General features: G+C 68.3%; 16 protein-coding genes. 7 read left to right on the top strand and 9 right to left on the bottom strand.

Going from position 1 to position 25,017, the window contains the following annotated elements; genetic code table 11:
• Positions 1–570: AAA-type ATPase lid domain-containing protein (locus tag M4578_RS14240; protein ID WP_274705634.1), on the top strand; the 570-nt coding region annotated here is incomplete at its 5' end.
• A 21-nt stretch (positions 571–591) separates the two neighbouring features.
• Here the strand turns inward: M4578_RS14240 and ggt are convergent.
• Positions 592–2,385: a gamma-glutamyltransferase gene (ggt, locus tag M4578_RS14235; RefSeq protein WP_258093948.1), complete on the bottom strand. Its 1,794-nt coding sequence runs from the start codon at positions 2,383–2,385 to the stop codon at positions 592–594.
• A gap of 224 nt (positions 2,386–2,609) precedes the next feature.
• Between ggt and nadA the strand changes: the two genes are divergently transcribed.
• From nadA to nadC, 3 genes are read left to right on the top strand one after another with little or no spacing between them, the layout of a single operon-like run.
• A complete protein-coding gene (gene nadA, locus M4578_RS14230; protein WP_258093947.1) occupies positions 2,610–3,662 on the top strand; it encodes a quinolinate synthase NadA in 1,053 nt (350 codons plus the stop codon).
• Positions 3,663–3,666: 4 nt separating this feature from the next.
• On the top strand, positions 3,667–5,229 hold the full coding sequence (locus M4578_RS14225) for an L-aspartate oxidase (RefSeq protein ID WP_258093946.1): 1,563 nt from the start codon (positions 3,667–3,669) through the stop codon (positions 5,227–5,229).
• A complete protein-coding gene (gene nadC, locus M4578_RS14220; protein WP_258093945.1) occupies positions 5,229–6,077 on the top strand; it encodes a carboxylating nicotinate-nucleotide diphosphorylase in 849 nt (282 codons plus the stop codon). The genes M4578_RS14225 and nadC overlap by 1 nt, the downstream gene beginning before the upstream one ends.
• 12 nt (positions 6,078–6,089) lie before the next feature.
• Here nadC and M4578_RS14215 read toward each other — a convergent pair whose 3' ends face one another.
• Positions 6,090–8,264, bottom strand: coding sequence for a DEAD/DEAH box helicase (locus M4578_RS14215; RefSeq protein WP_258093944.1), 2,175 nt, complete (start codon positions 8,262–8,264; stop codon positions 6,090–6,092).
• 256 nt (positions 8,265–8,520) lie between these two features.
• On the opposite strand from M4578_RS14215, the gene M4578_RS14210 reads away from it, so the two are divergent.
• Complete coding sequence (locus M4578_RS14210) at positions 8,521–9,738, top strand: MFS transporter (RefSeq protein ID WP_258093943.1); 1,218 nt, start codon at positions 8,521–8,523, stop codon at positions 9,736–9,738.
• A 4-nt stretch (positions 9,739–9,742) separates the two neighbouring features.
• Here the strand turns inward: M4578_RS14210 and M4578_RS14205 are convergent, their stop codons facing one another.
• Entirely contained in the window at positions 9,743–12,037 is a 2,295-nt protein-coding gene (locus tag M4578_RS14205) for a hypothetical protein (RefSeq protein ID WP_258093942.1), read from the bottom strand.
• 289 nt (positions 12,038–12,326) lie between these two features.
• On the opposite strand from M4578_RS14205, the gene M4578_RS14200 reads away from it, so the two are divergent.
• Both M4578_RS14200 and M4578_RS14195 read left to right on the top strand, forming a co-directional pair.
• Entirely contained in the window at positions 12,327–16,511 is a 4,185-nt protein-coding gene (locus M4578_RS14200) for an ExeM/NucH family extracellular endonuclease (RefSeq protein WP_258093941.1), read from the top strand.
• 152 nt (positions 16,512–16,663) lie between these two features.
• Entirely contained in the window at positions 16,664–17,200 is a 537-nt protein-coding gene (locus M4578_RS14195) for a carboxymuconolactone decarboxylase family protein (protein ID WP_258093940.1), read from the top strand.
• Positions 17,201–17,217: 17 nt separating this feature from the next.
• Here M4578_RS14195 and M4578_RS14190 read toward each other — a convergent pair whose 3' ends face one another.
• From M4578_RS14190 to M4578_RS14165, 6 genes are all read right to left on the bottom strand, one after another.
• Positions 17,218–17,982: an amino acid ABC transporter ATP-binding protein gene (locus tag M4578_RS14190; protein ID WP_274705633.1), complete on the bottom strand. Its 765-nt coding sequence runs from the start codon at positions 17,980–17,982 to the stop codon at positions 17,218–17,220.
• Complete coding sequence (locus M4578_RS14185) at positions 17,979–18,929, bottom strand: amino acid ABC transporter permease (protein ID WP_258093939.1); 951 nt, start codon at positions 18,927–18,929, stop codon at positions 17,979–17,981. The genes M4578_RS14190 and M4578_RS14185 overlap by 4 nt, the downstream gene beginning before the upstream one ends.
• An 80-nt stretch (positions 18,930–19,009) precedes the next feature.
• On the bottom strand, positions 19,010–19,894 hold the full coding sequence (locus M4578_RS14180) for an ABC transporter substrate-binding protein (RefSeq protein WP_258093938.1): 885 nt from the start codon (positions 19,892–19,894) through the stop codon (positions 19,010–19,012).
• 131 nt (positions 19,895–20,025) lie between these two features.
• A complete protein-coding gene (locus tag M4578_RS14175) occupies positions 20,026–21,612 on the bottom strand; it encodes an FAD-dependent oxidoreductase (RefSeq protein ID WP_258093937.1) in 1,587 nt (528 codons plus the stop codon).
• Between the two features lie 468 nt (positions 21,613–22,080).
• A complete protein-coding gene (locus tag M4578_RS14170) occupies positions 22,081–23,670 on the bottom strand; it encodes a gamma-glutamyltransferase family protein (protein ID WP_476748715.1) in 1,590 nt (529 codons plus the stop codon).
• Positions 23,671–23,703: 33 nt separating this feature from the next.
• Positions 23,704–25,008, bottom strand: a complete 1,305-nt coding sequence (locus M4578_RS14165) for an NAD(P)/FAD-dependent oxidoreductase (RefSeq protein WP_258093936.1) — start codon at positions 25,006–25,008, stop codon at positions 23,704–23,706.
• Positions 25,009–25,017: the final 9 nt, after the last annotated feature.

Here is a 25,017-nt window from a genome sequence, read left to right as displayed (position 1 = left end):
GCGGGCTGCTTGGGCATGATGGGGCTTCCTTCTTCGTCCCGCAAAGTCTATACCAAACCCCTCAGAGCGCGAGGTTTTTCAGACCTTCCCGAAGATCTCGATGCCGCGATGCGCGAGGGCCGGCTTCTGCCGGCGCTGCGCTACCGCCTCGGCGGGCTGCGCCTGGATCTGCCGCCGCTGCGCGCGCGCAGCGACATCGGCGCGCTGGCGCTGCGGTTCGCACAATCGGTCCGCCCCGGGATGCGCCTGGAGGACGGGATCGTGCCCCGGCTCTGCGCCTATGACTGGCCCGGCAACGTGACCGAGCTGCGCGCGGTGGTCACCCAGGCGGCGCTGCGCAGCGACGCGGGCACGCTGCGCAGCGAAGATCTCGACGGGCTGCTGCCCGACAGCGCCCCCGAGGGCGAGGCCCACGAGACCTGCGCACAATGCGCAGGCGTGCCGTGGAAGGAACAGCAATGCCATGTGATCCGCCGCGCCGTGGACCGGCACGGCGGCAACGTGACCGCCGCGGCGCGGGCGCTCGGCATGTCACGCACCACGATCTACAAGCATCTGACCAGAGCCTGAGCGGGTCCGGCCCCGGCGCCCTTACTCGCCGAGGGCGATGCCCTCGCGGCGCGGATCCGCACCGCCCTTCAGGCTTGCGCCCAGGGAGATCGCATGCAGGCCCGAGTTCAGCGCGCGGGTGCTCACCTCATAGCCCAATGCGCCCAGCGGATCGGCCAGATCGGCGGCCGCTGTGCCCTCTTCCAGATCGTAGGACCCGAAGCGGTTCACCAGGTGCGGCATCGCCACCGCCTGCTGCACATCCATGCCCCAATCGAGATGCGCGATGATCCCCTGCGCCACATAGCCGATGATGCGGCTGCCGCCGGGGCTGCCGATCACCAGCACCGGCGCACCGTCCTTCAGCACGATGGTGGGTGCCATGGACGAGCGCGGCCGCTTGCCCGGCTCGATCCGGTTGGCGATGGGCACGCCATCGCTGTGGCTGCGAAAGGAGAAATCCGTCAGCTCGTTGTTGAGCAGGAAGCCATGGGTCATGAGCCGCGAGCCGAAGCCGTTCTCGATGGTCGTGGTCATCGACAGCGCGTTGCCCGCCGCATCGACGATGGAGATATGCGAGGTCGAGGGAAACTCGATGCTCTCGTCATCGGCGAGCCGCATCGCGTGATCCCATTCCGGCTTGCCCGGGGCGGTCTCGGGCAGCGCGTCGTCGCCCGAAAGCAGCGTGGCGCGATCGCGCAGATAGTCCGGCGCGACCAGCCCCTTCACCGGCACCGGCACAAAATCGCTGTCCGCCATATAGCGACCGCGATCGGCGAAGGCGAGCCGCGAGGCATCGCCGATCAGCCGCCAGGCCTCGGGGCTTTGCGGCCCGAGCGCGGCCAGGTCGTAGCTGTCGAGCATGCCCAGGATCTGCCCCACGGTCAGCGCCCCCGACGAAGGCGGGCCCATGCCGCAGACATCGTGCGCGCGATACTCCGCGCAGACCGCGGGCCGTTCGATCACCCGGTAAAGCGCCAGATCGGCGGTCGAGAGCCGCCCGGGATTGCCCTCGGCGCCGCGCACGGTGGCGACCAGATCCTCGGCGATCTCGCCGGTGTAGAAAGCATCCGCCCCGCCCGCCGCGATCCTGCGCAGCACCTCGGCATAAGGCGCGTTGGTCAGCCTGTCGCCCGCCGCGATGGCGGTGCCGCTGGGAAAGAAATAGGCAGCGGTCGCGGGGAAGCGCTGCAACCGTTCGGCATCGCCGGCCACCAGCCCGGCCAGACGCGGCGAGACCGTGAACCCGTCCTCGGCCAGCGCGATCGCATCGTCGAAGAGCCCCGCCCAATTCGCACGGCCCCAGCGCCGCTGCGCCGCTTCCATCAGCGCGGGCGTGCCCGGTGTGCCGACCGACAGCCCGCCGACCACCGCATCGAAGAACTTCAGCGGCGTCCCCGCCGCGTCCTGGAATTGCCGGGGGTCAGCGGCCAGAGGCGCGGTCTCGCGCCCGTCCAGAGTCGTGATCTCGCCGCTTGCGGCATCGTACCAGACCAGGAAGGCACCGCCGCCCAGCCCCGAGGATTGCGGCTCGACCAGACCCAGAACCGCCTGCACGGCAACCATCGCATCCGCCGCCGTGCCGCCCGCCCGCAGCACCTTGGCCCCCGCCTCCGCCGCCAGCGGGTTGGCAACCGCAACCATCCATTGCGCGGCTTCGGTCGGCATACCGGCCTGCTTGGCCGCAAGCGCGGCCTGCGCCGCATCGGACAGGCCGGCAAAGGCGGCGGCGGGCTCCGTGCGGGTTTCCGGCGCGACGGCATCCGCCGCCTCCTGCGCGAAAACCGGCAGCGCGACAAGGCCCGCAACGGCGGCCAGAAGGGATAGTCGGGTCATCGGCATCTCTCTCTGCGAACACAATCTGAACGCGAGCCTAGCACGCCGGACCCCCGGGGTCATCGCCACGCCGACAGGATGCGGAAACCGGCCTCCCGGCGCACCGGGGGACGAAGACAGTTGCCCTTCGGTCAAGGCCGGTTTATGCACGCTCTTCGGCCTCGTAACGATTTATCGTTTTCATACAAACGATTAGGCCGCAGACCCGGAGGAAAGACCCGCTCATGCTCGACCAGACCGCCATCGCCGCCGCGCTCGGAGAGCACTACGATCTCGCACCCTCGCCCGCCGCCGCCGAGCGGCAGAGCGCGCTTTACGCGCGCATGAACCGGGTGATCTCGCCCGCCGACTGGGCGATCCACGCCCCCTATGTCGAGGCGATCAACCGGCTCAAGACAGAGCGTAACGCCGTGATCCTCGCGCATAATTACATGACGCCGCAGATCTATCACGGCATTGCCGACGTGGTGGGCGACAGCCTTCAGCTCGCCATCGAGGCGACCAGGGTCGAGGCGGATGTGATCGTGCAATGCGGGGTGCATTTCATGGCCGAAACCTCCAAGATCCTGAACCCGGCCAAGACGGTGCTGATCCCCGATATGGAGGCGGGCTGTTCGCTGGCGGAAAGCATCACGCCCGAGGGAATCGCCGAGATGCGCCGCCGCTATCCCGGCGCGCCGGTGGTCACCTATGTGAACACCTCCGCCGCGGTGAAGGCCGCCTCGGACATCTGCTGCACCTCGTCCAACGCCGCGCAGATCGTTGCCGGGCTGGAGGCGCAGACGGTGATCATGACGCCGGACAAATATCTCGCGCAGAACGTGGCCAAGCAGGTGCCGGAGAAAAACATCGTCTGGTACGACGGCTCCTGCATCGTGCACGAGCAGTTCACCGCGCAGGAGCTGCGCGACTTCCGCGGCTGGAACCCCGACACGCGCATCATCGCGCACCCCGAATGCCCGCCCGATGTGGTGGCCGAGGCGGATTTCTCCGGCTCGACCAGCGGCATCATCGACTATGTCACCCGCGAGCTGCCGGAAAAGGCGCTGCTGGTCACCGAATGCTCGATGGCGTCGAACATCTCGGACGCGCTGCCGGGGGTGGAGTTCGTGGGGCCCTGCAACATGTGCCCCTATATGAAAAAGATCACCTTGGAAAAGGTGCTCTGGTCGCTGCACAGCATGGAAGGCGCGGTCGAGGTCGACCCGGAGGTGGCCGAGGGTGCGCGGCAGGCGGTGCAGCGGATGATCGACATGTCGCGGCGTCTGAGCGCCTGAGATCATGCAGCAGGTTTCCACCGGCCGGGTGGTCATTCTGGGCGCCGGTCTGGCGGCGCTTTATGCCGCGCTGGCGCTGGCGCCGCGCCCTGTGCTGCTGGTCTCTCCCGATCCGGTGGGGCAGGGCGCCAGCTCGGCCTGGGCGCAGGGCGGCGTCGCCGCCGCCATGGCGCAGCCCGACAGCCCCGAGGCGCATGCCGCCGACACGCTGCGCGCGGGCGCGGGGATCGTCGATCCACAGGTCGCCCGCTCGGTCACGCAGGAGGCGCGCGACCATATCCTCGCGCTGACGGAAATCGGCGCGCCTTTCGACCGTGACAGCGCCGGGGCCTATCTGCTCTCGCGCGAGGCGGCGCATGGTTTTGCCCGCGTCGTGCGGGTGCGTGGCGATCAGGCCGGGGCCGAGATCATGCGCGCGCTGGTGGCGCAACTGCGGCTCACCCCGTCGGTGCAGGTGCTTGAAGGCTATGCCGCCACCGGGCTGCGCGCCGAGGCGGGCCGGGTGACCGGCGTCGAGGTGGCACCCGCCGCTGGCGGGGCGCCGGTGCTGCTGTCGGCGCCGGCCTGTCTGCTGGCGGCGGGGGGCTCCGGCGGGCTTTATGCCTTGACCACCAATCCGGCGCGGATCCGGGGCGAGGGCGCGGGCATGGCCGCGCGCGTGGGCGCGATGATGGCGGATATGGAATTCGTGCAGTTCCACCCCACCGCCATGGACATCGGTCTCGATCCCGCGCCGCTCGCGACCGAGGCGCTGCGCGGCGAGGGCGCGGTGCTGATCAACCGGCTGGGGCAGCGCTTCATGCGGGGCGAACACCCGGATATGGAGCTGGCCCCCCGCGATGTGGTGGCCCGCGCCGTCTATGCGCAAAGCCAGGCCGGGCTGCGCCCGATGCTCGACACCCGCGAAGCGCTCGGCCCCCGTCTGACCGCCGAGTTCCCGGCGGTCGCCGAGGCCTGCGCCAAGGCCGGGATAGATCCGGTGACAGACCCCATTCCGGTGGCCGCCGCAGCGCATTACCATATGGGCGGGGTCGCGACCGATGCCGCCGGGCGCAGCTCTCTCGCCGGGCTCTGGGCCTGTGGCGAGGTGGCCTCCACCGGGCTGCACGGCGCCAACCGGCTCGCCTCGAACGGGCTGCTGGAGGCGCTGGTCTATGCCCGCCGCTGCGCCGCCGACATCGCGGCGGAGCTGGGCGGCATCGCCGAGGCGCCCGCTCTGACCCTGCCCGCCGCCGCCCCCGGTACGCTGCCCGACCCGCAGCTTGTGACCCGGCTGCGCCGCGCGATGACCGCCGGGGTCGGCGTGGTTCGCACCGAGGCGGGCATGCAGGCAGCGCTGCGCGAGATCGCCGCCGTCGAGGCGGCGCAGCCCGGCAGCCCCGCGTTGCGCAACATGACCGCCACGGCGACGCTGATCGCTGCCGCCGCCCTCACCCGCCGCGAAAGCCGTGGCGCCCATTTCCGAACGGATACGCCGCACAGCACCGGCGAGACCGGCCAGCGCAGCCGCATGACGCTGGATGCGGCGCTGGCCCTCCGTGACACGCTGCAAAAGGACCCCGCGTGATGACCCTCCCCCCGCTGCCCGACATGATCCTCGACCCGCTGGTCCGCGCCGCGCTGATGGAGGATCTGGGCACCTATGGCGATCTGACCACCCGTACCGTGATCTCCGAGGGCACCCGCTACAGCGCCCGGATCCGGGCACGCGAACCGGGCGTGGTCTCGGGCATGCAGATTGCCCGCATCGCCTTTCACCTGATCGACCCGAGCCTTTCCCTGACCCAGCACAAACCCGATGGCGCCCGGATCGCGCCGGGCGATGTGCTGATGGAGATCGAAGGCGATGCCGCCGCGATCCTCTCGGCCGAGCGCGTGGCGCTGAACTTTGCCGGACGGCTTTCGGGCATCGCCACCATGACCGCCGCTTTCGTCGCCGAGACCGAGGGCAGCAAGACGCGCATCACCTGCACCCGCAAGACCACGCCGGGGCTGCGCGTCGTCGAGAAACAGGCGGTGCTGCATGGCGGCGGCTTCAATCACCGCTTTTCGCTCTCCGATGCGATTCTGGTGAAAGACAACCACATCGCGGCGGCGGGCGGCGTGCGCCCGGTGTTGCAGCGGATCAAGGCGCAGGCCTCGCATATGGTGCGGGTCGAGATCGAGGTCGATACGCTGGACCAGCTGCGCGAGGTGCTCGACGAGGGTGGCGCCGATGTGGTGATGCTCGACAACATGGACACGGCCACGATCGGCGAGGCGGTGCGCCTCACCGCCGGGCGGGTCTGCCTTGAGGCATCGGGCAATATGCGGCTGGAGCGCATCGCCGAGGTGGCCGAGACCGGGGTCGATTACATCTCTGCCGGGGCGCTGACGCATTCGGCACGGACGCTGGACCTCGGTCTCGATTTCTAAGGCGCCGCGCGCTCAGGGTTTGCGGCGCGGCGCGTCGTTGCCGCCGGGGCGCGGAGCGCCCGGCTTGCGGGGCTTGCGCGCCGAAGGCTTCTGCCCCGGCGGCGTGAAGCGTTTCGAGCTGTCGCGCGCGTCGGTCGGGGCGGCCTTCGGCTTGCCCATGGGCTTGCCGGGCTTCTGCCCCGGTTTGCCGTCCTGCGCTTTCGAGGGTGCGCCTTTGCCTTTGGGTTTCCCGTCATAGGCCTTGTAGGGCGCGCCCTTGCCCTTCGGCTTGCCGTCCTGAGCCTTGTAAGGGGCCCCTTTGCCCTTGGGTTTGCCGGGGCCGGCCTTGCGGTGAGGCGCGTCGCTGTCGGACCTGTCATCGCGGCGCGGGCGCGGACGATCCGCCGGGACGGGAGACTCCTCACGCGGCTTGCGGGCCGGTTTGAAGGAATCCGCACGCGGCGGGTTGCGCTCTTCCCTGGGCTCAGTGGGCGTGGCGTGGCGCGGCGCGTCTGCGACGCCCTCGGGCTTCGGCGGGCGCGCCGCCCGCTGCGGGCGCTCGCTGGTCTGCGCCTCCCTTGGCTTGCGGGGGCGGTCGCCGCCCGGCTTGCCGCCACGCGGCTGGGGCGTCCATTCGGGCGCGCCGTCCATCGGCTGCACGGTGATTCCGTCTTCCAGCGTGCCCTCCGCCCCCAACGAAGAAAGAAAGCCGTCGACGCGGGCCTCGGCCAGCTCGACATAGGTTTCCGCGTCCTGCACGCGGATCGCACCGATGGCGGATTTGTCCAGATTTCCGGCGCGGCAGAGCAGCGGCAGCAGCCAGCGCGCCTCGGCCCGCTCGTTGCGCCCGACCGAGAGTTTCACCCAGCGGCTGGGACCGAATTCGCGCTTTTCGCGCCGCGCGGGCGCGGCATCGGGCGACATCAGCTCTTCCGGCGCCGCGTGGCGCGTCTGATAAAGCCGCAGATAGGCGGCGGCGATGCGGTCGGGGCTGTGAAGCGCCAGCAGCCGTTCCGCAAAGGCGGCCTCTTCCTCGCTCGGCGCGTCGTCCCAGAGCGGATCGCTCAGCAGCCGCTCCTCATCCTTCCGGCGGACATCCTCGGCCGAGGGCGGCAGGGTCCATTCGGCGGTGATCTTGGCCCATTTCAGCAGGCGCTCGGCCTTTTTGACTGCTTTCGGCGGCACGATCAGCGCCGACATGCCCTTGCGTCCGGCGCGGCCGGTGCGGCCCGAACGGTGCAGCAGGCTTTCGGTGTTGCTGGGCAGCTCCGCATGGATGACGAGGCTCAGGTTGGGCAGGTCGATGCCGCGCGCCGCCACATCGGTGGCGACGCAGACCCGCGCCCGCCCGTCGCGCATCGCCTGAAGCGCATGGCTGCGCTCGGCCTGGCTCAGCTCGCCCGAAAGGCTGACGGTGGCAAGGCCGCGATTGGCCATCCGCGCGGTCAGGTGGTTCACCGCCGCGCGGGTGTTGGCGAAAACGATGGCGCTTTGATCGCCGTGAAAGCGCAGCAGGTTGAAGATGGCGTGATCGCGGTCGGCATCGGCCACGCGCAGCGCCTGATAGGAAATGTCGGCGTGCTGGTCGGTGGTGCTGAGCGTGCTGACCCGCTGCGCATCGCGCTGATACTGCTGCGCGAGCTTGACGATCATCGGCGGCACGGTGGCCGAGAACAGCAGCGTGCGCCGGTCCTCCGGCGCCTCGCCGAGCATGAATTCCAGATCCTCGCGGAAACCCAGGTCGAGCATCTCGTCGGCCTCGTCCAGCACCACCGCGCGCAGTTCGCCGAGATCGAGCGCGCCGCGTTCGATGTGGTCGCGCAGACGCCCCGGCGTGCCGACGACGATATGCGCGCCACGCTCCAGCGCGCGCCGTTCGGTGCGCGTGTCCATGCCGCCGACGCAGGAGGCGACGACGGCGCCGGTTTTCGCGTAAAGCCAGGAGAGTTCGCGCATCACCTGAAAGGCCAGCTCGCGGGTCGGCGCGATGATCAGCGCCAGAGGGGCGGCGGCGGGGCCGAAACGGTCCTCTTCCCCCAGCAGCGTGGGGGCGATGGCCAGGCCGAAGCCCACGGTCTTGCCCGAGCCGGTCTGCGCCGAGACCAGCAGGTCCGAGCTGGCCAGCTCCGGGGCGATCACCGCCTCCTGCACAGGCGTGAGAGTGTCGAAACCGCGCTCGGCAAGCGCATCGGTCAGGGGCGTAATCATGGGCGAAAGATCCGGGATAGTGCCAAGGGCGGCCAGCGGGGCCGTGGGCGATCCGCGTCTATAGCGGCCTTCCCGAAGGAAGTATATGGCGAAAATCGCGGGGCGCCCCGGCGATTGTGCCGCAAAGCGGCAGCCTGCCCGCAGCGGCGGCACCTTGCGGGCGATCATCGGCACCGCCCCGTCTGCCGCGCGGTCGGGCATTGACCTTGCCCGCGGATCGCCGCCACCCTGACGCGACACCACGAGGGATCATACCATGGCCGCGCCTCTGCTGCTTCGGAACCGGAACTACCGCCTGCTGTTCGCCGCCGGCGCGCTCACCAATCTCGGCGACGGGATGATCGTGCTGGCACTGCCCTGGCTTGCCACGCTGATGACCCGCGATCCGGTGGCGATCGCCGCCGTCGCGGCGGCGGGGCGTCTGCCCTGGCTGCTCTTCGCGCTGCCCGCCGGGGTGATCATCGACCGCACCGACCGGCGCAAGCTGATCGCGCGGGCGGACCTGCTGCGCGCGAGCATCGTGACGGCGATCCTCCTGCTGGCCCTGGGCGAGCCGGTGCCCGGCGCGGTCTGGGCGCTGGCGGGGCTGGCCTTTCTACTCGGTTCGGCAGAGGTGCTGCGGGACAATGCCGCGCAGACGATCCTGCCCGCCCTGGTGGCGCCCGAGGATCTCGAAGCGGCCAACGGGCAGCTCTGGAGCGCCGAGCAGCTCACCGGGCAGTTCATCGGCCCGCCGCTGGCGGGCGTGCTGATCGCCGCGGGGATCGGCCTGCCCTTCGGGCTCGATGTGGCGGCGCTGGTGCTGGCGGCGGGGCTGGTCTGGCTGATCGCGCTGAAACCCGAGATCCCGGTGCAAGCGCGATTCTTCAAGGCCATGGCCGAGGGCATCGCCTTCATGCGCGACGACAGGGCGCTGCTACGGCTGGCGGTGGTGTTGGGGGCCGCGAATTTCCTCGCGACGATGACGATCACCGTGCAGGTGCTTTTTGCGCAGGAGGTGCTGGAACTGTCGGCAGCGGCCTTCGGCGTGGTGCTGTCGGTGGCGGCGGCCGGAGCGATCACCGGCAGCCTGACGGCACCGCATCTGACGCGGCTTCTGGGCGTGCAGCGCTGCCTCTACCTCTCCATGGCGACCTGGGCCCTGGGCTATGGCGCGATCGGGCTGAGCGGCAGCGGCCTCGTCATGGCGCCGGCCCTGTTTGTCGTGATGAGCGCCGCGATGCTCTGGAACGTCATCACCGTTTCCTGGCGGCAGCGGCGAATTCCGCCGGCGCTGCTGGGCCGGGTCAACAGCATCTACCGCTTCTTCGGCTGGGGCTCGATGCCGCTCGGGGCGCTTGCGGGCGGGGCGGTTGTGGCGCTTCTGGAGCCGGACATGGGCCGCGAGGCGGCGCTGCGCGCGCCCTTCCTCGTGGCCTCAGCGGGCAGCGTCTGTCTGCTGATCTACGGGCTGTTCCGCTTGCGGCTGCGCTAGGCGTTCAGGGCCGCCAGGCCAGCGCCTCCCGCAGCGCATCGGCATCGAAGAACAGCGCCATCTGGCGCAGATGCGCGCAGTTGCGCTTGACCAGCAGGTCGAGCTCGGGCGGGTATGGCGCGGCGTCGCTGTAGGGGGTCGTGAAATCCAGCTCGCCGAAATCGTTGAGAAAGCGCGCGCAGACCTCTTCCTCCGGCACGACCACGTTTTCGATGGCCTGCATGCGGTGCTGCGGCATCGCCCATCCCAGCGGCAGCGCCATCGCGGCGCTGTCCACCCGCGACTGGAAGATGCCCGCATAGATCTGCGGATTGGGATCGCCGCTGCCCACCGCGTCCAACTGGGCCGCGCAGGCGCTGCCCTCGAAAAAGCCGCAGCGCCGTTCCTCGAGCGTGGCGATGGCCAGCCCGCCGCGCGCGCCCCGGCTTTGCAGCAGGGTCTTGATCGGATCGGTCAGAAAGGATTGCGGCCCGCCGCTGGCCGGCTCGGGCGCGCTGTTGCGCACCAGCACCGTGATCAGGAAATAGGGCATCTCGCAGGGGGTCCAGACCGCATTGTCGTGCAGCGACTGGAGCGGACGGCCTTCCAGAAACTCGCAATCCCCGACATCCGGAAGGGCCCGGTGCGCGTAATCGCTATCGACACCGTACCAATGCAGCCCGTCGCCCTGGTTGATCCCATCGCGCTGCAACATGACCGTGTTGTCCTCGCGTCCGATCGAGGCGAGGATCTCCGACACCGTCTCGGCGCCGGTGTTCTCGAAATACCCGCCATCGACCAGGTTGACCGAACCCGATTGCGGCGGCCCGTCGGTGCGGTAGTCCTCTTCGGACGTGTCGGGCGGATTGTCGAGATATTCGTTAAAGGCGCGCTCCCACGAGAACCGCAGGCTCGGCGTGACCCAGGGAAAGCTCGCCGAGGCGAGCGCGGCGCTGCCCAGCGACGGCGCGACGAGCTTTTGCCGGGCCTCTTCCAGATCCCCCGAAGCCTGGAAGAGATCGAGATAGCTTTCCCCCCGGGTCGTGAAGCGGAACGGCGAGAACACGAAGCGGTTGCCGGTCTGGACATTCACCGTGACCGAAACGAGCGCGGGTTTGCCGCTCAGCCGGTAAGCGAACATGTCGTGATCCGGCGCAAAGCGCCAGAAATGCTCGTCATAGGCCACGTCGGGCACCGGCGCATAGGCGTCGGAGGTCTTGTTAAAGCTCTCCAGCAGCACATGGCTGCGCCCCGGTTCGGCGGCACCGAGAAACAGCAGCTTGCGCGGGATCTCGACGAAGAGCAGATGCGCGAGAAGCGGCGAGAGATGGTCGGTCGAGAGATAAGCGCTGTTTGAGGCCGGCGCGCTGTCGCCGCAGGCGCTTACCCGATCGGTCTGCGGCACGTCCATATTGGCGTGGTAAAGCGTGTTGCCGATCTGCCCGCCGGACACGCCGACCAGCGCAAAGAGGTGCTGGCCGAAATTCGGGCAGCGCGCGCCCATCTTGCTGAGAAAGCTGAACGCATGGGCCATGGCATAGCCGCCCCCGCCCTCGGAGGCGACGAGGAAGACCGGATAGGGCAGATCGTTCTCGCGGTAATAGGCGGCATCGGGCCGGTCGAAGAGCCAGAGCGCAAACGGGTCGGCCCCGGCGTATTCGGCCCCCGCATCCGGCTGCATCGGACGGTATTGCGCCTCGTGTTGAAGCTCGTGGGTGCCAAGGCTCAGCCCGATTGCCGCCAGCACCGCGACAAACAGCCGGCGCCGCCGCGTGAGCAGGTCGATCAGCACCGACAGCAGGCCCAGGAACAGCGCCACCAGCGCAACCGCCCCCAGATCGCGCGGCAGATCGACCCGAAACACGCTGAAGAGCGCATAACAGACGATGAACACGCCGATGACCATACCCAGCAGACGGTCGGTGGCGGCCTGGCGGACATGCTCCGTCCGCCGCGCAATCGCCAGCAGCACGACCAGTTCAACCGCCAGCACGACCGCCGGCGCCAGCCAGTTTCCCCCGCCCCAGGGCGGCAGGAACCCGATGATCGCGGGCGGCAGCAGATGCAGCCCCAGATCGACCCGCTCCGCATGGCGCAGGGGCGTGTCGCGGCGGATGGCGAAATGGGCGAGCGCCGTCAGCGCCGCGCCGATGGTCGCCGCCAGCCGGTCGACCGTTCCCGCCGATTCCGTGAAGAAGGCGCGGATCTGAAGATTGTCATGGGTGGCGACGAGAAACAGCACCAGCGCAAAGCCCAGCAGAACCCCCCGCGCGATAAGATGATCCACGATGGCCCGCACCGCGTTTCTCAAACCGTCCATCGTCACCCCCTACCCCTCTACCGCGAGCCCGCCGCCGGCGGCACTTGCCCTTACGACAACTTCGCCAGCCCGGAGCGGCCGGTCAAGCCTCCTGTGAGCCGCGCGGCGCCCGATGGGCCACGGGGATGAAAAGCGCCGCGTTTCGGGCGATGCCACCGCTTTGACCACGGCCCCGGCCCAAGGCCGCAGGTGACCCCACGTCGCCGGACCGCCACACGTCATACGGTGGTTACAGTCAACGGACACACCCGCCCCAAGAGTTTCTTTTTTGGATTCGGAGATCCCCGACATGATGTTCAGAGCCCTCACCGCAGGCAATGCCTCCAACGCGCGCCGGACCCCGCACAACGACTCGCTCGGAACCCGTGGGGCGGATTCGCTGACGGGCACGGATCGCCGCGACATCCTGATCGGTCTGAAGGGCGACGATACGCTGAACGGCGGCGGGTCGGGCGATCTGCTGATCGGCGGCCCCGGCTCCGATGTCGCCGCCTATGCCGGCGGGATCGACGATTACCTGATCCGGACCGGGCCGTTCGGCTTCGGCCCGATTGCCGTCAAAGCGCTAGCCAGCGCCCCCGAAACCGGCACCGATACGCTGATCGGCATCGAGGCGCTCTATTTTGCGTCGGACGATTACACGCTGCATCTCGACGGCACCAACAACGCGGTCCTCGCCCGCGACGACAGCGCCGTGACCGGGGAAAACGACGTGCTGAGCCTCGATGCCGCCGATCTGCTGGCCAATGACCGCGAGTTCGACGGCGACACGGTCACCCTCGTCTCGGTCTCGGCCAACTCCACAGCCGGCGCCGCGCTGAGCTTTGACGGCACGGTCGTGCAGTACGATCCGGGCACGCTGTTCGACGCGCTTGCCGAGGGCGAGACCGCACAGGACAGCTTCACCTACGTGGTCGATGACGGCAAGGGCGGCACCGATACAGCCACCGTCACCGTCACGATCACCGGCCGCAACGACGCCCCGGTGCTGAGCGCCCCGAGCCAGATCACCGTCGCCGAGGGCACGCTGCTCGTCGATGCCGGCCTTTCGGCCAGCGATGTCGATGGCGATGCGCTGACCTTTGCGCTGTCGGGGGCCGATGCGGCGCTCTTTGCCATCGACCCCGCCACCGGCGCGCTGAGCTTTGTGACCGCCCCGGATTTCGAGATCCCCGCCGATGCCGATGGCGACAATGTCTTCGACATCTCCGTCACCGTGACCGACCCTTCGGGGGCCTCGGACAGCGCCGGGCTCAGCCTCGCCGTGGCCGATATGGACGAGGGTCTGCTGCGCATCTACGAGAGCTTCGAAACCGCCGCCGCCGGGTCGCAATACGAGAACGACAGCGCCGACGGCAGCGGGCTCGCGCTTGGCGAAGAGGTCGATCTGACCAACAACCCGGGCCAGGCCACGGTCGACAGCACCGTCGCCGGCGGGCTGGGCTACGATCTGACCTGGGTCAACACCCGTGGCGATGTCGGCATCTCGGACGGCGATTATATCGGCGTGCAAACCTTCACCGGCACCGTCGGCGCCTACACCGACGGCAGCCAGGGCTATGAGCTGCAAGACGCGGACGGGCTGTTGCGGCTGACCTTCCAGACCGTGAACCTGTCGAACACCGGCGACGTGCGCGTCTCGCTCGATGCGTTCTTCCAGTCCACAAGCTGGGAGACCGACGATCTGGCCCGCATCCTGGTCGAGACCGATCAGGGCATCGTCACGCTGTTCGACAGCACCGGCGAGGACATCGACGACCTTGGCGTCGAGGGCGCCTGGACGCGGTTCGAGACGGTGCTCGACGCCTCGGTGACCGAGGCGACGCTGATTGTGGAACTCGACAGCAACGCCTCGGCGGAATCGCTTTTCGTCGATAACATCGCCATCGAAGAGCTGTTCTCGATCACCCAGAGCTTCGAAACCGAGGCGGTCGGCCGCCAATATGTCAACGCGGCGGCGGATGGCGGTCTTGTCGCGATGGGCGCCGAGGTCGATCTCACCAACAATCCGGGTCAGGCCTCGGTCGACAGCACCGCGGCCAGCGACGGCCTGCTGGGCTACGATCTCACCTGGATCAACACCCGCGGCGATGTCGGCATCTCGGATGGCGATTACATCGGCGTGCAGAATTTCGCCGGCACCGTCGGCGCCTATACCGATGGCGCGCAGGGCTACGAGATGCAGGATGCCGACGGTCTGCTGCGCATGACCTTCGACGCGGTGGACCTGAGCGATGTGGGCGCCGTCACGGTCTCGCTCGACGCCTTTCTGCAATCGACCGGCTGGGAGGCCGACGATCTCGTCAATATCTATGTGCTGACCGATCAGGGCACCGTGTCGCTGCTCGACAGCACCGGGCAGGACATCGACGACATGGGGATCGAGGGCGCCTGGATGACCCTCACCGCCGAGCTGGGCGCCGCCATCGACAGCGCGCAGCTTGTGGTCGAGCTCGACAGCAATTCCAGCTCCGAAAGCCTCTATATCGACAATGTGGCGATCTTCGAGCCGGTGGCGGGCAACGATACCGCCCCGGCCGAGATCACCCTCATCAGCGTGGTTCAGGGCAGCGGCGAGGAAAGCGCCCTGCAAGGCACCGAGGTCACCGTCGAGGCGGTCGTGACCTATGTCACCGACAGCGGTTTCTTCCTTCAGGAAGAGGACGCGGATGCCGATGGCGATGCCGCGACCTCGGAAGGTCTGTTCATCTACACCGGCAGCGCGCCGACGGTCGCCGTGGGCGATCTGGTCCAGGCGACGGGGCTTGTGGCCGAATATAGCGGGCTGACCGAGCTGACCTCGGTCAGCGATGTGACGGTGCTGGGCTCGGGCATACCGCTGCCCACCGCCGCCACGATCCTGCTGTCGCCCGACACCGCGCAGAATTACGAGGCCGTCGAGGGGATGCAGGTTTCGGTCGCCACCGGCACCTCCGAGGCGCTGACCATCATCGAGAATTACAACCTCGACCGCTACGGGCAGATCAAGATTTCCGCCGGAACCCAGACCCAGCCCACCCAGCTTTACGACGCGCAGACCGAAGCCGCCGAGATCGCGCAGCTTGCCGAGGCCAACGCCAATGCCGCGCTGCTGATCGACGACGGCAGCTCGGCACAGAACCCCGACGCCTTCGCGTTCCTGCCGGGCGGCGCCGGCGACAACGGCAACGGCTATCTGGATGTGGGCGATGATTTCTCGCTCAGCACCGTGCGGCTCGGCGCCGAGATCACCGGCACCGTCGAGGGCGTGCTGACCTTCGCCTTCGGAGACTGGACCGTGTTCGCTTCCGAAACGCTGGAGATCGACGAAAGCACCAATTCCGGCGCGCGCGAGACGACACCGGCGGATGTGGGCGGCACGCTTCAGGTGGCGTCGTATAACGTGCTCAATTTCTTCACCACGCTGGACAACGGCGCGCTGACCGGGCCGGACGGCGATCTCGAACCGCGCGGCGCCGACACCGCCTCGGAATTCGACCGCCAGGCCGACAAGCTGGTGGCGGGCATTCTCGGCACCGGCGCCGAGGTGCTGGCGCTACAGGAGATCGAGAACAACGGCTCGGGCGCCGGATCGGCCATCGGCACGCTGGTCGAGCTGATCAACGCCGAGGATGCCAACGCCAATTTCGCCTTTGTCGATCCCACCGGCAGCGGCGGCTTTATCGGCGAGGACGCCATCACCACCGGAATCGTCTACGACACCGACGCGGTGACGCTGCTCTACAGCGATTACATCGTCTTCGAGGAAAGCTCGGCCGCGACCACCGTCGCGCTCGCAAGCGCCATCGCAACTGCCATCGGCCACAATTTCAACGCCTACGACCAGCTCAACCGCCCCTCGGTCGCGGCAACCTTCGTCGATCACCTCAGCGGCGAGACCTTCACCGTCGTCTCCTCGCATTTCAAATCGAAGGGCGACAGCGGCCTGGTGGCGCTGGCCGAGGCGGCCGAAGCCTATCTGGCCGGCGGCGGCACGGCGATCACCCAGGCCGATCTGGATGCGCTCTATGCCGATCCGAACTTTGATCAGGGCAACGGTCAGGGCTTCTGGAACGCGGCGCGCACCGATGCGGCGATGGAGCTGTCGGAGTGGGTCACCACCGAATACAACGGCGGCGTGAGCAATGTGATCCTGCTGGGCGACATGAACTCCTATGCCGAGGAGGATCCGGTCCAGTATCTCGACGACGATGCCGGCTTCACCGATCTCATCGACGCCTTCATCGGTCAGGACACGGCCTATTCCTATGTCTTCGACGGGCAGCAGGGCACGCTGGACCAGGGCTTTGCCGACAGCCAGCTCGCCGCCTCGGTCACCGGGGCGACCGAATGGCATATCAACGCCGACGAGCCCGATCTGCTGAACTATGACGAAAGCTACAAGGACAGCGGCTTCTACGACGCCGGCCTCTTCGGCAGCTCGGACCACGATCCGCTGATCATCGGGCTGAACTTCTTCTCGATCCTCGGCTGATCCCTTCTCTCTCTCTCTCTCTCTCTCTCTCTCGACAAGGGGCCGCCCGGGCATCGCACCCGGGCGGCCCCGCCTTTTGCGGGGCACGGGCTTTCGCTTAGGCACCGCGCCGCGCTAGGATCTCCGGGCACCGACTGCCGCAGGAGACCGACATGACCCACCCCCTTCCGCAACCGCTGTCCGACGCGGACTGGCCCGAGGCGGCGCTGGCCCTGCGCGACGGTTTCGCCGGCAAGCTCAACGTCTATCGCGTGATGGCGCATCACCCGGCGCTGCTCGCCGCCTGGGCGCCGCTGCGCAAACATATCGTGCTCGACAGCGCGCTGGGGCTCGACCGCAGCGAAGTGGTGATCCTGCGCACGGCGCACCGGTTCGGGTCGGCCTATGAATGGGCGCATCACGTCTCCCGCGCCCGCAAGCTGGGTTTTTCCGACGCGCGCATCGCGGCGCTGCGGGACATGCCCGAGGGCGAGGACGGGCTGATCGCCCGGGCCGTCGATGCGCTGATCGACCAGCGGCGCCTGCCGCCCGAGCTCGATGCCGAGCTGGCCGCCGCGCTGGGGCGCGAGGCGGTGTTCGATCTGATCGCGACCGTCGGGTTCTATTCGGTTCTGGGCTATCTTCTGATGAGCTACGACACCCCCATCGACGACGCCATCGCCGCGGAGATGGCCGCGGCGCCGCTCTAGCCGGGCGGCGCCCGCCGCTACAGGACGCGGGTCAGGAATTCGCGGGTGCGCGCATGCCGGGGGCTGCGGAACAGGATCTCGGGGCGCGCGGCCTCGACAACCCGGCCGCCATCCATGAAGACGACCTTGTCCGCCACCTCTTCGGCAAAGCTCATCTCATGGGTCACCAGGATCATCGTCATGCCCTGCCCCGCAAGCTGGCGCACCACCTCCAGCACTTCGCCCACCAGCTCGGGATCGAGCGCCGAGGTCGGTTCGTCGAAGAGCATCAGCTTCGGTTTCATCGCCAGCGCCCGCGCGATGGCGACGCGCTGCTGCTGACCGCCCGAAAGCTGGTGCGGATAGGCGTGCAGCCGGTCGCCAAGACCCACGCGGCGCAGCAGCGCCTCGGCCTCGTCGCGCACCTCGGCCTTGGGGCGTTTCAGCACGCCGACCGGCGCCTCGGCGACATTTTCCAGCGCGGTCATATGGCTGAACAGGTTGAACCGCTGGAACACCATGCCGATCTGCGCCCGCCGCGCGGCGATCTCGCGGCTCGGCAATTCGCGCAGCGTGTTGCCGCTGCGGCTGTAGCCGACCAGTTCGCCATCGACCTTGATCAGCCCGGCATTGAGCTTTTCCAGATGGTTGATGCAGCGCAGAAAGGTCGATTTGCCCGAGCCCGACGGCCCGATCAGGCACATCACCTCACCGCGTGCAACCGTCAGGTCGATGCCTTTCAGCACCTCGACCGTGCCAAAGGACTTGCTGACGCGGGTCGCCTCCACCATCGGAACGCTCATGGTCTGGCTCCTTCGCCCTTGGGCTCGAACCGTTTCTCAAGCCGGCCCTGTAGGAAGGTCATCACCGAGGTCAGCAGCAGATACCACAGACAGGCCACGATCAGCATGGGAATGGTGTCGAAGGTGCGCGAGGAGATGGTCTGCACCGCGTAAAGCAGATCGTACATGGCGATGACGCTGACCAGCGCGGTCATCTTCAGCATCCCAATGGTCTGGTTGCCGGTCGGCGGGATGATGATGCGCACCGCCTGCGGCAGCACGATCCGCCACAGGATCCGGCTGTTGGTCATCCCCAGCGCGCGCGCCGCCTCCTGCTGGCCCTTGTCGACCGACATGATGCCCGAACGCACGATCTCGGCCATATAGGCGCCCTCGTTCAGCGCCAGCCCCAGCAGCGCGGCGGTATAGGGCGTGATCAGATCGTTCGCCGAGCCGGAATAGAGCACCGGACCGAAGGGGATGCGAATGGTGATCTCGGGAAAGAGAAAGGCAAGGTTGTACCAGAAGATGAGCTGCACCAGCAGCGGCGTGCCGCGAAAGAACCACAGATAGGTCACCGCCGGCAGCCGCAGCCAGAGCTGCGGCGCCATGCGCATCACCGCGAGGATCACCGCCAGCGCGATGCCGATCGCCATCGCCGCGACCGTCAGCCAGATCGTCAGCCCCAGCCCGCGCAGGACGGTAGGTTCGAACAGGTAGTCAAAGACCACATGCCATTTGAAGTTCGGGTTGCGGATCACTTCCTGGAGGATGAGCAGCCCGACCAGCAGCACCGCCGCCAGCCCGACCCGGTCGCCCCATTTCGGCCCGGACACCACCACCGGCGCCTCGGGCGTGCCCTCTGCCGCCACCTCCCTGCGGGTGCGGCCCTCGAGCAGCGCGCGGAACAGGGATCTTCGGGGGGCAGGATCAGCCATATCGGCGCCATTCACGCGTTCTGTGGTCATTCGGCAATGTCCGCTTTCCGGTATTGAGCAGGGGGACTCGTCGGGACGGGAGGGCCAGCGCCTTCCCGTCCCGGTCTCGGTCACTTGCCGGCGGTGTTGATGCCCGGTTCGCGCAGGATGATATGGGTCAGGCCCCATTTCTCCATCACCTTGTCATAGGTGCCATCCTCGAGGATCGCCTTGGCCCCCGCAAGCAGCGCCTGCGCCAGCTCGTCATTGCCCTTCTGCACCACGATGCCATTGATCCAGCGCGGCAGGATGTCGGGGATCACGACCTTGAGCGGCGCATCGGATTTCTCCATGATGAAGGCCGCCGAGGATGCGTCGTTGACCAGGAAATCGACCCGGCCGGAAAGCAGCGCGAGAATGGTCGCGTCCTGCGACTTGAACTCCTGAAGCGCGATGGGCTCCTGGCCGTTCTCCTCGCAATAGGGCGACAGCACGGTCATCACCGTGTTGCCATAGGTGGTGCCGGTCTGGGCGCCGCTGGTCAGGCCGCAAAGCGTCAGCGGATCTTCGGTCACGCCGCTGGCCTCCGGAGCGAAGATGCCGTTGGTCGAGATCGAGACATTCACGAAATCGACGATTTCCTCGCGCGCCGGCGTGTCCGAGATACATTGCATCGCCATGTCGAACCGGCCGCTCTGCACCCCGGGGATCAGCCCCTCGAAAGCGATGGAAGTCGGTTCCAGCTTGATGCCCATCTTCTTGCCGAGCGCCTGACGGTAATCCTCTTCCCAGCCGGTGAAGGTGACGTTGTCCTCTTCCATGAAATCGCAGGGCGCGTGACGGGCATCGGTGCCGACCTTGATCATCCCCGCCTCGCGGATCGCCTCGGGCAGCAGCGCGTGCAGCGCCGGGTCTGTCTCGACGGTGGCGTTGATCGCCTCGTCCGCCTGTAGCGGAGCGGCGAGCGCGGCAGCGCAGATGAGGGCGGCGGTGGCCCGGGTGACGGTGGGTTTCATTGGGCAAACTCCTGTTGGTGCGGCGCCCGCTCTGCGATGCGCCGGTTCTGGTTGGATTTGGGGCCGCATCGCGGGGATGCGCCCGTCCGTCTGGTGATCAGAGCGCCCGACCGTGCCGGACGCCCCGGCTGTTACTGCGCGAAATCCTTCTGGGTCTCCTGAGACCGTTCGGTCCGCGCGCGCACCCGTTCAAGAGCGTCCGTATCCAGATCCAGATCCGAATAGGCCTCGATCTCTCCGAGATAATAATCGGCCTCCGCCAGCCAGAGGAACGAGGTGATCCCGTCCAGCAACCGTTGGATTCCGTATTTCATTCCGGTCAGCGAGGCGCCGGAATAGCCCACGCTGGCGGTCGCCATGTAGGTGAAGTTGTGGATGTGCTTCAGGAACGGCGCGGTGCCCGGCACCTTCTCCTGAAAGGACAGATCTCCGGAAAGATAGGGATAGGTCTCGACCGCGTCGCCCTGGTCGGCCTCGGGCGGCTCGAACGCGTCGCGCCACAGCCGGATCTTGTCGGCAAAGGGCGCCAGCTCGGGGCGCTGGGTCAGGTCGATGGTATAGCCGGTGCCCAAAACGAGGAAATCGCAGAGATAGCGGCTGCCGTCGCTGAGCGTGATCTCGACCTCGTCGCCGATCATCCGAAGATTGGTCCAGACGACCCCGGTGGTGATGGCATAGCTGTCATGGGCGGTGCAGCGGTTCACCCCGTCCTGCGTCGGCGGCTGGCCATTGCCGGTGATCGCCATCATCCAGCGCCAGCGGCGGGCGTCGGTCATATCGGCGAAATGGTGCAGGAACCCGGCGCGCTCCATCAGCCGGAACGGGTTCACGTCGGGCACCCGCTTGCGGCGCACGAACTGATGCACCTCCGCCGCGCCCAGCTCCAGCGCCGAGGCGGCGGTGTCGAAGGCCGAAGCCCCCGCGCCCAGCACCGCGACCCGTTTGCCCCGCACCTTCCCCAGATCGTATTCCCAGTTGGTGTGCATGAACCGCTCGGGCGGAATATCGTCGAAGGGCAGGTTCGGCAATTGCCAGGCGCCGTTGCCCTCGATGCCGGTCGACAGCACCACCTTGCGCGCCAGCCAGCTCAGCGGAGCACCGGTGGCAACGTCGTGGCCGCGCACCCGGACCATCTCGCCCTCGGGGTCGAGCCCGGTCACCTCTGTGCCGTTGCGCACCGGCAGGTCGAGTACCTTGCGATACCAGATCAGGTAATCCTGCCAGGCCCCGCGCGGCCATTTCCCGAGCTGCTCCCAGGCCGTCTCGCCATAGGTGGCGACATACCAGGCCTGCGGCGTCAGCGAGGCCACCCCCAGATCGGGGCCCGTCACGTGTTTGGGCGAACGCAGCGTCAGCATGCGCGCATAGGTGATCCAAGGCCCCTCGCGGCCCTCGGGCGCGCGGTCGAGCGCGATGACGTTGTCGACCTTCTCGCGGCGCAGGCCGAAGGTCAGCGCCAGACCGCCCTGCCCCGCGCCGACGACGACCACATCCCAGATATGCTCGCCCGCGTCGGTCTCGCGCGGGCTCACCCAGCGCTCCATCGGATAATCGAGATAGCGCAGGTCGCGCTGGACCTGTCGCTCCAGCGCCTCCAGCCGCGCCGCCGCATCGGCGAGCGGCACCGCGTCGATCCCCGCCGTCGGCGGCAGCAGCGACAGGGCCGTGCGCCGGAACAGGCCGTCACGTTTGGGGCTGGGATCTTCGGTCGCGCTCATGCTCTTTCCTTCGGTCATTCTGCAAGTCCACCCCAAAGCGGCGCCGGGGTCTGCGCGCGAGACGGGGCCCCGCAGGCCCCCGCGCAAGCCACCCCGGCCTGCGCCCGCGCGCTCCGGAAACAGCCCCGGCCGCCGGCGCTCCGCAGCCCGAACCAAAGGGCGTCAGTCGGCATATGGCAGCGGCGATGCAGCACGTTCCGGAACCTTTCAAAAGTGTCTACAGCTTTCAGATTTCGCAGATATTTCTGAGTGTCAATTAAAAATATCACAGAATATTTCTTAGGAGTATCTGTTCGCCGGAATAAGATATAATCCAGAGCGAAGTTTTCCGCGGAGCGGTGAAAAATCGGGCAGCGGGCCAATGGGACGGGCACAGCTTTCCCGTCCGCAGCGGTGCCCGGGAATCGCAAAACGGCCGCCCCGAGGGGCGGCCGTATCCGGTGCGGAGCGTGGGTTTTCGGGCCGCGATCAGAAGGCCAGCGCCAGCCCGTCCTTGCGCGGGTCGGACCCCGCGACATAGCCCGCCCCGCTGCGCAACACGAGCTGCGCGCCGCCGAAGCCGAACACCGCATCGGGGCTTTCACGATGAACCTGATGGCCAAGCGCGGCCAGCTTTTCGGCCAGCACAGGGTCGAAATCGCTCTCGATGGCGAGCCCCCGCCCCTCGGTCACCCGCCAGCGCGGCGCGTCGGCGGCGGCTTGCGGGTTCTGCCCGAAACCCAGCACCCGCAGCGCCATCTGAAGATGGCCCTGCGCCTGCATCGGGCCGCCCATCACGCCGAAGGACAGAACCGGCTGCCCCGTCAGATCGGTGGCGAAACAGGGGATGATGGTCTGGAACGGCTTCTTGCGCGGCGCCACGATGTTCACATGCTCCGGGTCGAGCGAGAACCCCGCGCCCCGGTTCTGCATCGAGATCCCGGCCTCCGGCACCACCGCGCCCGACCCGAACCCCATGAAATTGGACTGGATGAAGGACACCATGCGCCCGTCGCGATCCGCCGCCGCCAGATAGACCGTGCCCCCGGGCGCCGGCGTGCCATGGCCCGGATCGCCGGCGCGCGCCGGATCGACCAGCGCGGCGCGGCCGGCAAGATAATCCGGCGTCAGGAAGGCTTCGGGCGCATGGCGCATATGGCCGATATCGGTGATATGTGCGTAAGCGTCTGCCAGCCCCAGCTTCACCGCCTCGATGGCCAGATGCAGCGTGGCCGGATCGTCGGGACCGCCCGCATGCCAGTTGCAGCGGTCGAGCACGCCCAGGGCGATCAGTGCCCCGAGCCCCTGCCCGTTCGGCGGCAGCTCGTGGAGCATGTGATCGCCGAAGCGCGTCGCAAGCGGCGTAACCCATTCGGGCACATGCTCCGCCAGATCCTCCGCGCTCAGAACCGCGCCATTCGCCGCCGCCGCGGTGGCGATGCGGGCGGCGATGTCGCCCCGATAGAAGGCCTCGCCCTCGGTCTCGACGATCCGCCGCAGCGTCGCGGCATGGCCCGGCAGACGCATCCGTTCCCCGGCGTTCGGCGCCCGCCCCCCGGGCAGGAAACACGCGGCAAAGCCGGGCTGATCGCCAAGCTGCGCCGCACCGTTGGCCCAGAGCTGCGCAATCACCGGGCTGACCGGAAACCCCTCCTCGGCAAAGCGGATCGCAGGCGCCGCGATCTGCTCCAGCGGCAGCGTGCCGAAGCGGCGCCAGAGCGCGATCCAGGCCGAGACCGCCCCGGGCACCGTCACCGCATCCCAGCCGCGTTGCGGCATCTGCGCCCGCCCGGCAAAGCGCTCGGGCGTCCAGCCCGCCGGCGCCCGGCCCGAGGCGTTGAGCCCGTGCAGCCGCGCCCCGTCCCAGACCATCGCATAGCCATCGGAGCCCAGACCGCAGCCGGTGGGCTCGACCACGGTCAGCGCCATGGCGGCGGCAATCGCCGCATCCACGGCGGTGCCCCCGGCAATCAGCATGGCCATCCCCGCCTGCGCCGCCAGCGGCTGCGAGGTGGCGATGGCGCTGTCGCCCATCACGGGCTGGCGGATGGAGGGGTAAGGCAGGGTCGGGTCGATCACGGGCAGCTCTTCGTCTTGCGGTCTCGGGCCGGCTCAGGCCGGCGTTTCGGTTTCGATCCGGTCACGAAATTCGCTCCAGGGCAACCACAGATAGGGCCCCAGCGTGGCAAAGGCCCGCAGCGGCACCGGATCGGGCTGCGTGATCGGCACGACGAAATCCTCGGCGCTGGTCCGGCCCGCCAGGAAGCGACCCAGCTCGTGGCCGAAAGCGGTGGTCAGCGCCACCCCCCGGCCATTGCAGGCGATGGGCGCCCAAAGCCCCTCGCCCAGCCGGTAAAGCCGGGGCAGCCCGTCGAGCGTCACCGAGACGGTCCCGGTCCAGGCATATTCGGCGCGCACCGCGCCCAGCTCGGGCAGAAAGCGCGCGAAACGGCGCTCGAAACGGCGGCGGGTCCGCGCCATGCGCCCGGGCCCGGGATAGACCAGCCCGCCGCCGACGATGCGCCCGTCCGGCGACCAGCGCGCGGCAAAGAGATGGCGGCGGGTGTCGGCCACCGGCGCCCGCGCGGGCAGGATTCGCGCCTGCATCTCGGCATCGAAGCGCTGCGTGGCGATCTGAAAGCTGCGCGTCGGGATGATCGACGCATCCACCTTGCGGCACAGCGGGCCCACCATGGCATTGGTGGTCAGCACCACCTCGCGCGCGGTCACCTGACCGCCGGCGCTGCGCAGGCGCCAGCCCCCGCCCGGCGCCGGCGCGATCCCGGTCACCGCCGAGCGCGCAAAGATCCGCACCCCCGCCGCCAGACAGGCCCGCGTCAGGCCGCGCGCATAGGCCAGCGGGTTCACCTGCCCGCCGGTCGGAATATACATCGCCCCGTGATAGCCCGGCATACCGGTCATCGCGCGGGTCTCGCCCCGCCCCAGCAGCCGCACATCGAACCCCAGCGCCTGCCATTCCGCCACCTGCGCCCGGTTCGACTCGAGCGCGGCGCGGCTATGCGCCGGCTGCAACCAGCCGGTCTGCTCGGCATCGGGAATGCCCAGGCGCTGCACCAGCGAAAACAGCCGCTCTCCCGATCCGCCGATCATCCGCGAAAACGCCTCGCCCCGCGCCTTGCCGAAGCTCGCCACGACATTGGCGGGCGACAGCGCTTTCTTGAGCGTCGGCACCACAAAGCCGGTGTTGCGCCCCGAAGCGCCGAAGCCCGGCTCCTGCGCCTCGATCAGCACCACCGAAACCCCTTCGGCGGCCAGCGTCAGCGCGGTGTTCAGGCCCAGATAACCCGCACCCACCAGCACGATATCCGCGACCTCCTCGCCGGCCAGCGCGGGCAGGTCGGGGCCGGGCGGCGTGATCGCCGACCACAGCGATTGGGAAAAGGTATCTCCCACCATCAGAGCCTC

The organism is Salipiger pentaromativorans, assembly GCF_024721115.1.
In the GTDB taxonomy this organism is placed as follows: domain Bacteria; phylum Pseudomonadota; class Alphaproteobacteria; order Rhodobacterales; family Rhodobacteraceae; genus Salipiger; species Salipiger pentaromativorans.
This window is presented reverse-complemented; position numbering and strand designations above follow the sequence as displayed.

Coding starts and splice junctions, on each gene's coding strand:
- ggt (WP_258093948.1), bottom strand. CDS start 2,385: ATGACCCGACTATCCCTTCTGGCCGCCGTTGCGGGCCTTGTCGCGCTG.
- nadA (WP_258093947.1), top strand. CDS start 2,610: ATGCTCGACCAGACCGCCATCGCCGCCGCGCTCGGAGAGCACTACGAT.
- M4578_RS14225 (WP_258093946.1), top strand. CDS start 3,667: ATGCAGCAGGTTTCCACCGGCCGGGTGGTCATTCTGGGCGCCGGTCTG.
- nadC (WP_258093945.1), top strand. CDS start 5,229: ATGACCCTCCCCCCGCTGCCCGACATGATCCTCGACCCGCTGGTCCGC.
- M4578_RS14215 (WP_258093944.1), bottom strand. CDS start 8,264: ATGATTACGCCCCTGACCGATGCGCTTGCCGAGCGCGGTTTCGACACT.
- M4578_RS14210 (WP_258093943.1), top strand. CDS start 8,521: ATGGCCGCGCCTCTGCTGCTTCGGAACCGGAACTACCGCCTGCTGTTC.
- M4578_RS14205 (WP_258093942.1), bottom strand. CDS start 12,037: ATGGACGGTTTGAGAAACGCGGTGCGGGCCATCGTGGATCATCTTATC.
- M4578_RS14200 (WP_258093941.1), top strand. CDS start 12,327: ATGATGTTCAGAGCCCTCACCGCAGGCAATGCCTCCAACGCGCGCCGG.
- M4578_RS14195 (WP_258093940.1), top strand. CDS start 16,664: ATGACCCACCCCCTTCCGCAACCGCTGTCCGACGCGGACTGGCCCGAG.
- M4578_RS14190 (WP_274705633.1), bottom strand. CDS start 17,982: ATGAGCGTTCCGATGGTGGAGGCGACCCGCGTCAGCAAGTCCTTTGGC.
- M4578_RS14185 (WP_258093939.1), bottom strand. CDS start 18,929: ATGACCACAGAACGCGTGAATGGCGCCGATATGGCTGATCCTGCCCCC.
- M4578_RS14180 (WP_258093938.1), bottom strand. CDS start 19,894: ATGAAACCCACCGTCACCCGGGCCACCGCCGCCCTCATCTGCGCTGCC.
- M4578_RS14175 (WP_258093937.1), bottom strand. CDS start 21,612: ATGAGCGCGACCGAAGATCCCAGCCCCAAACGTGACGGCCTGTTCCGG.
- M4578_RS14165 (WP_258093936.1), bottom strand. CDS start 25,008: ATGGTGGGAGATACCTTTTCCCAATCGCTGTGGTCGGCGATCACGCCG.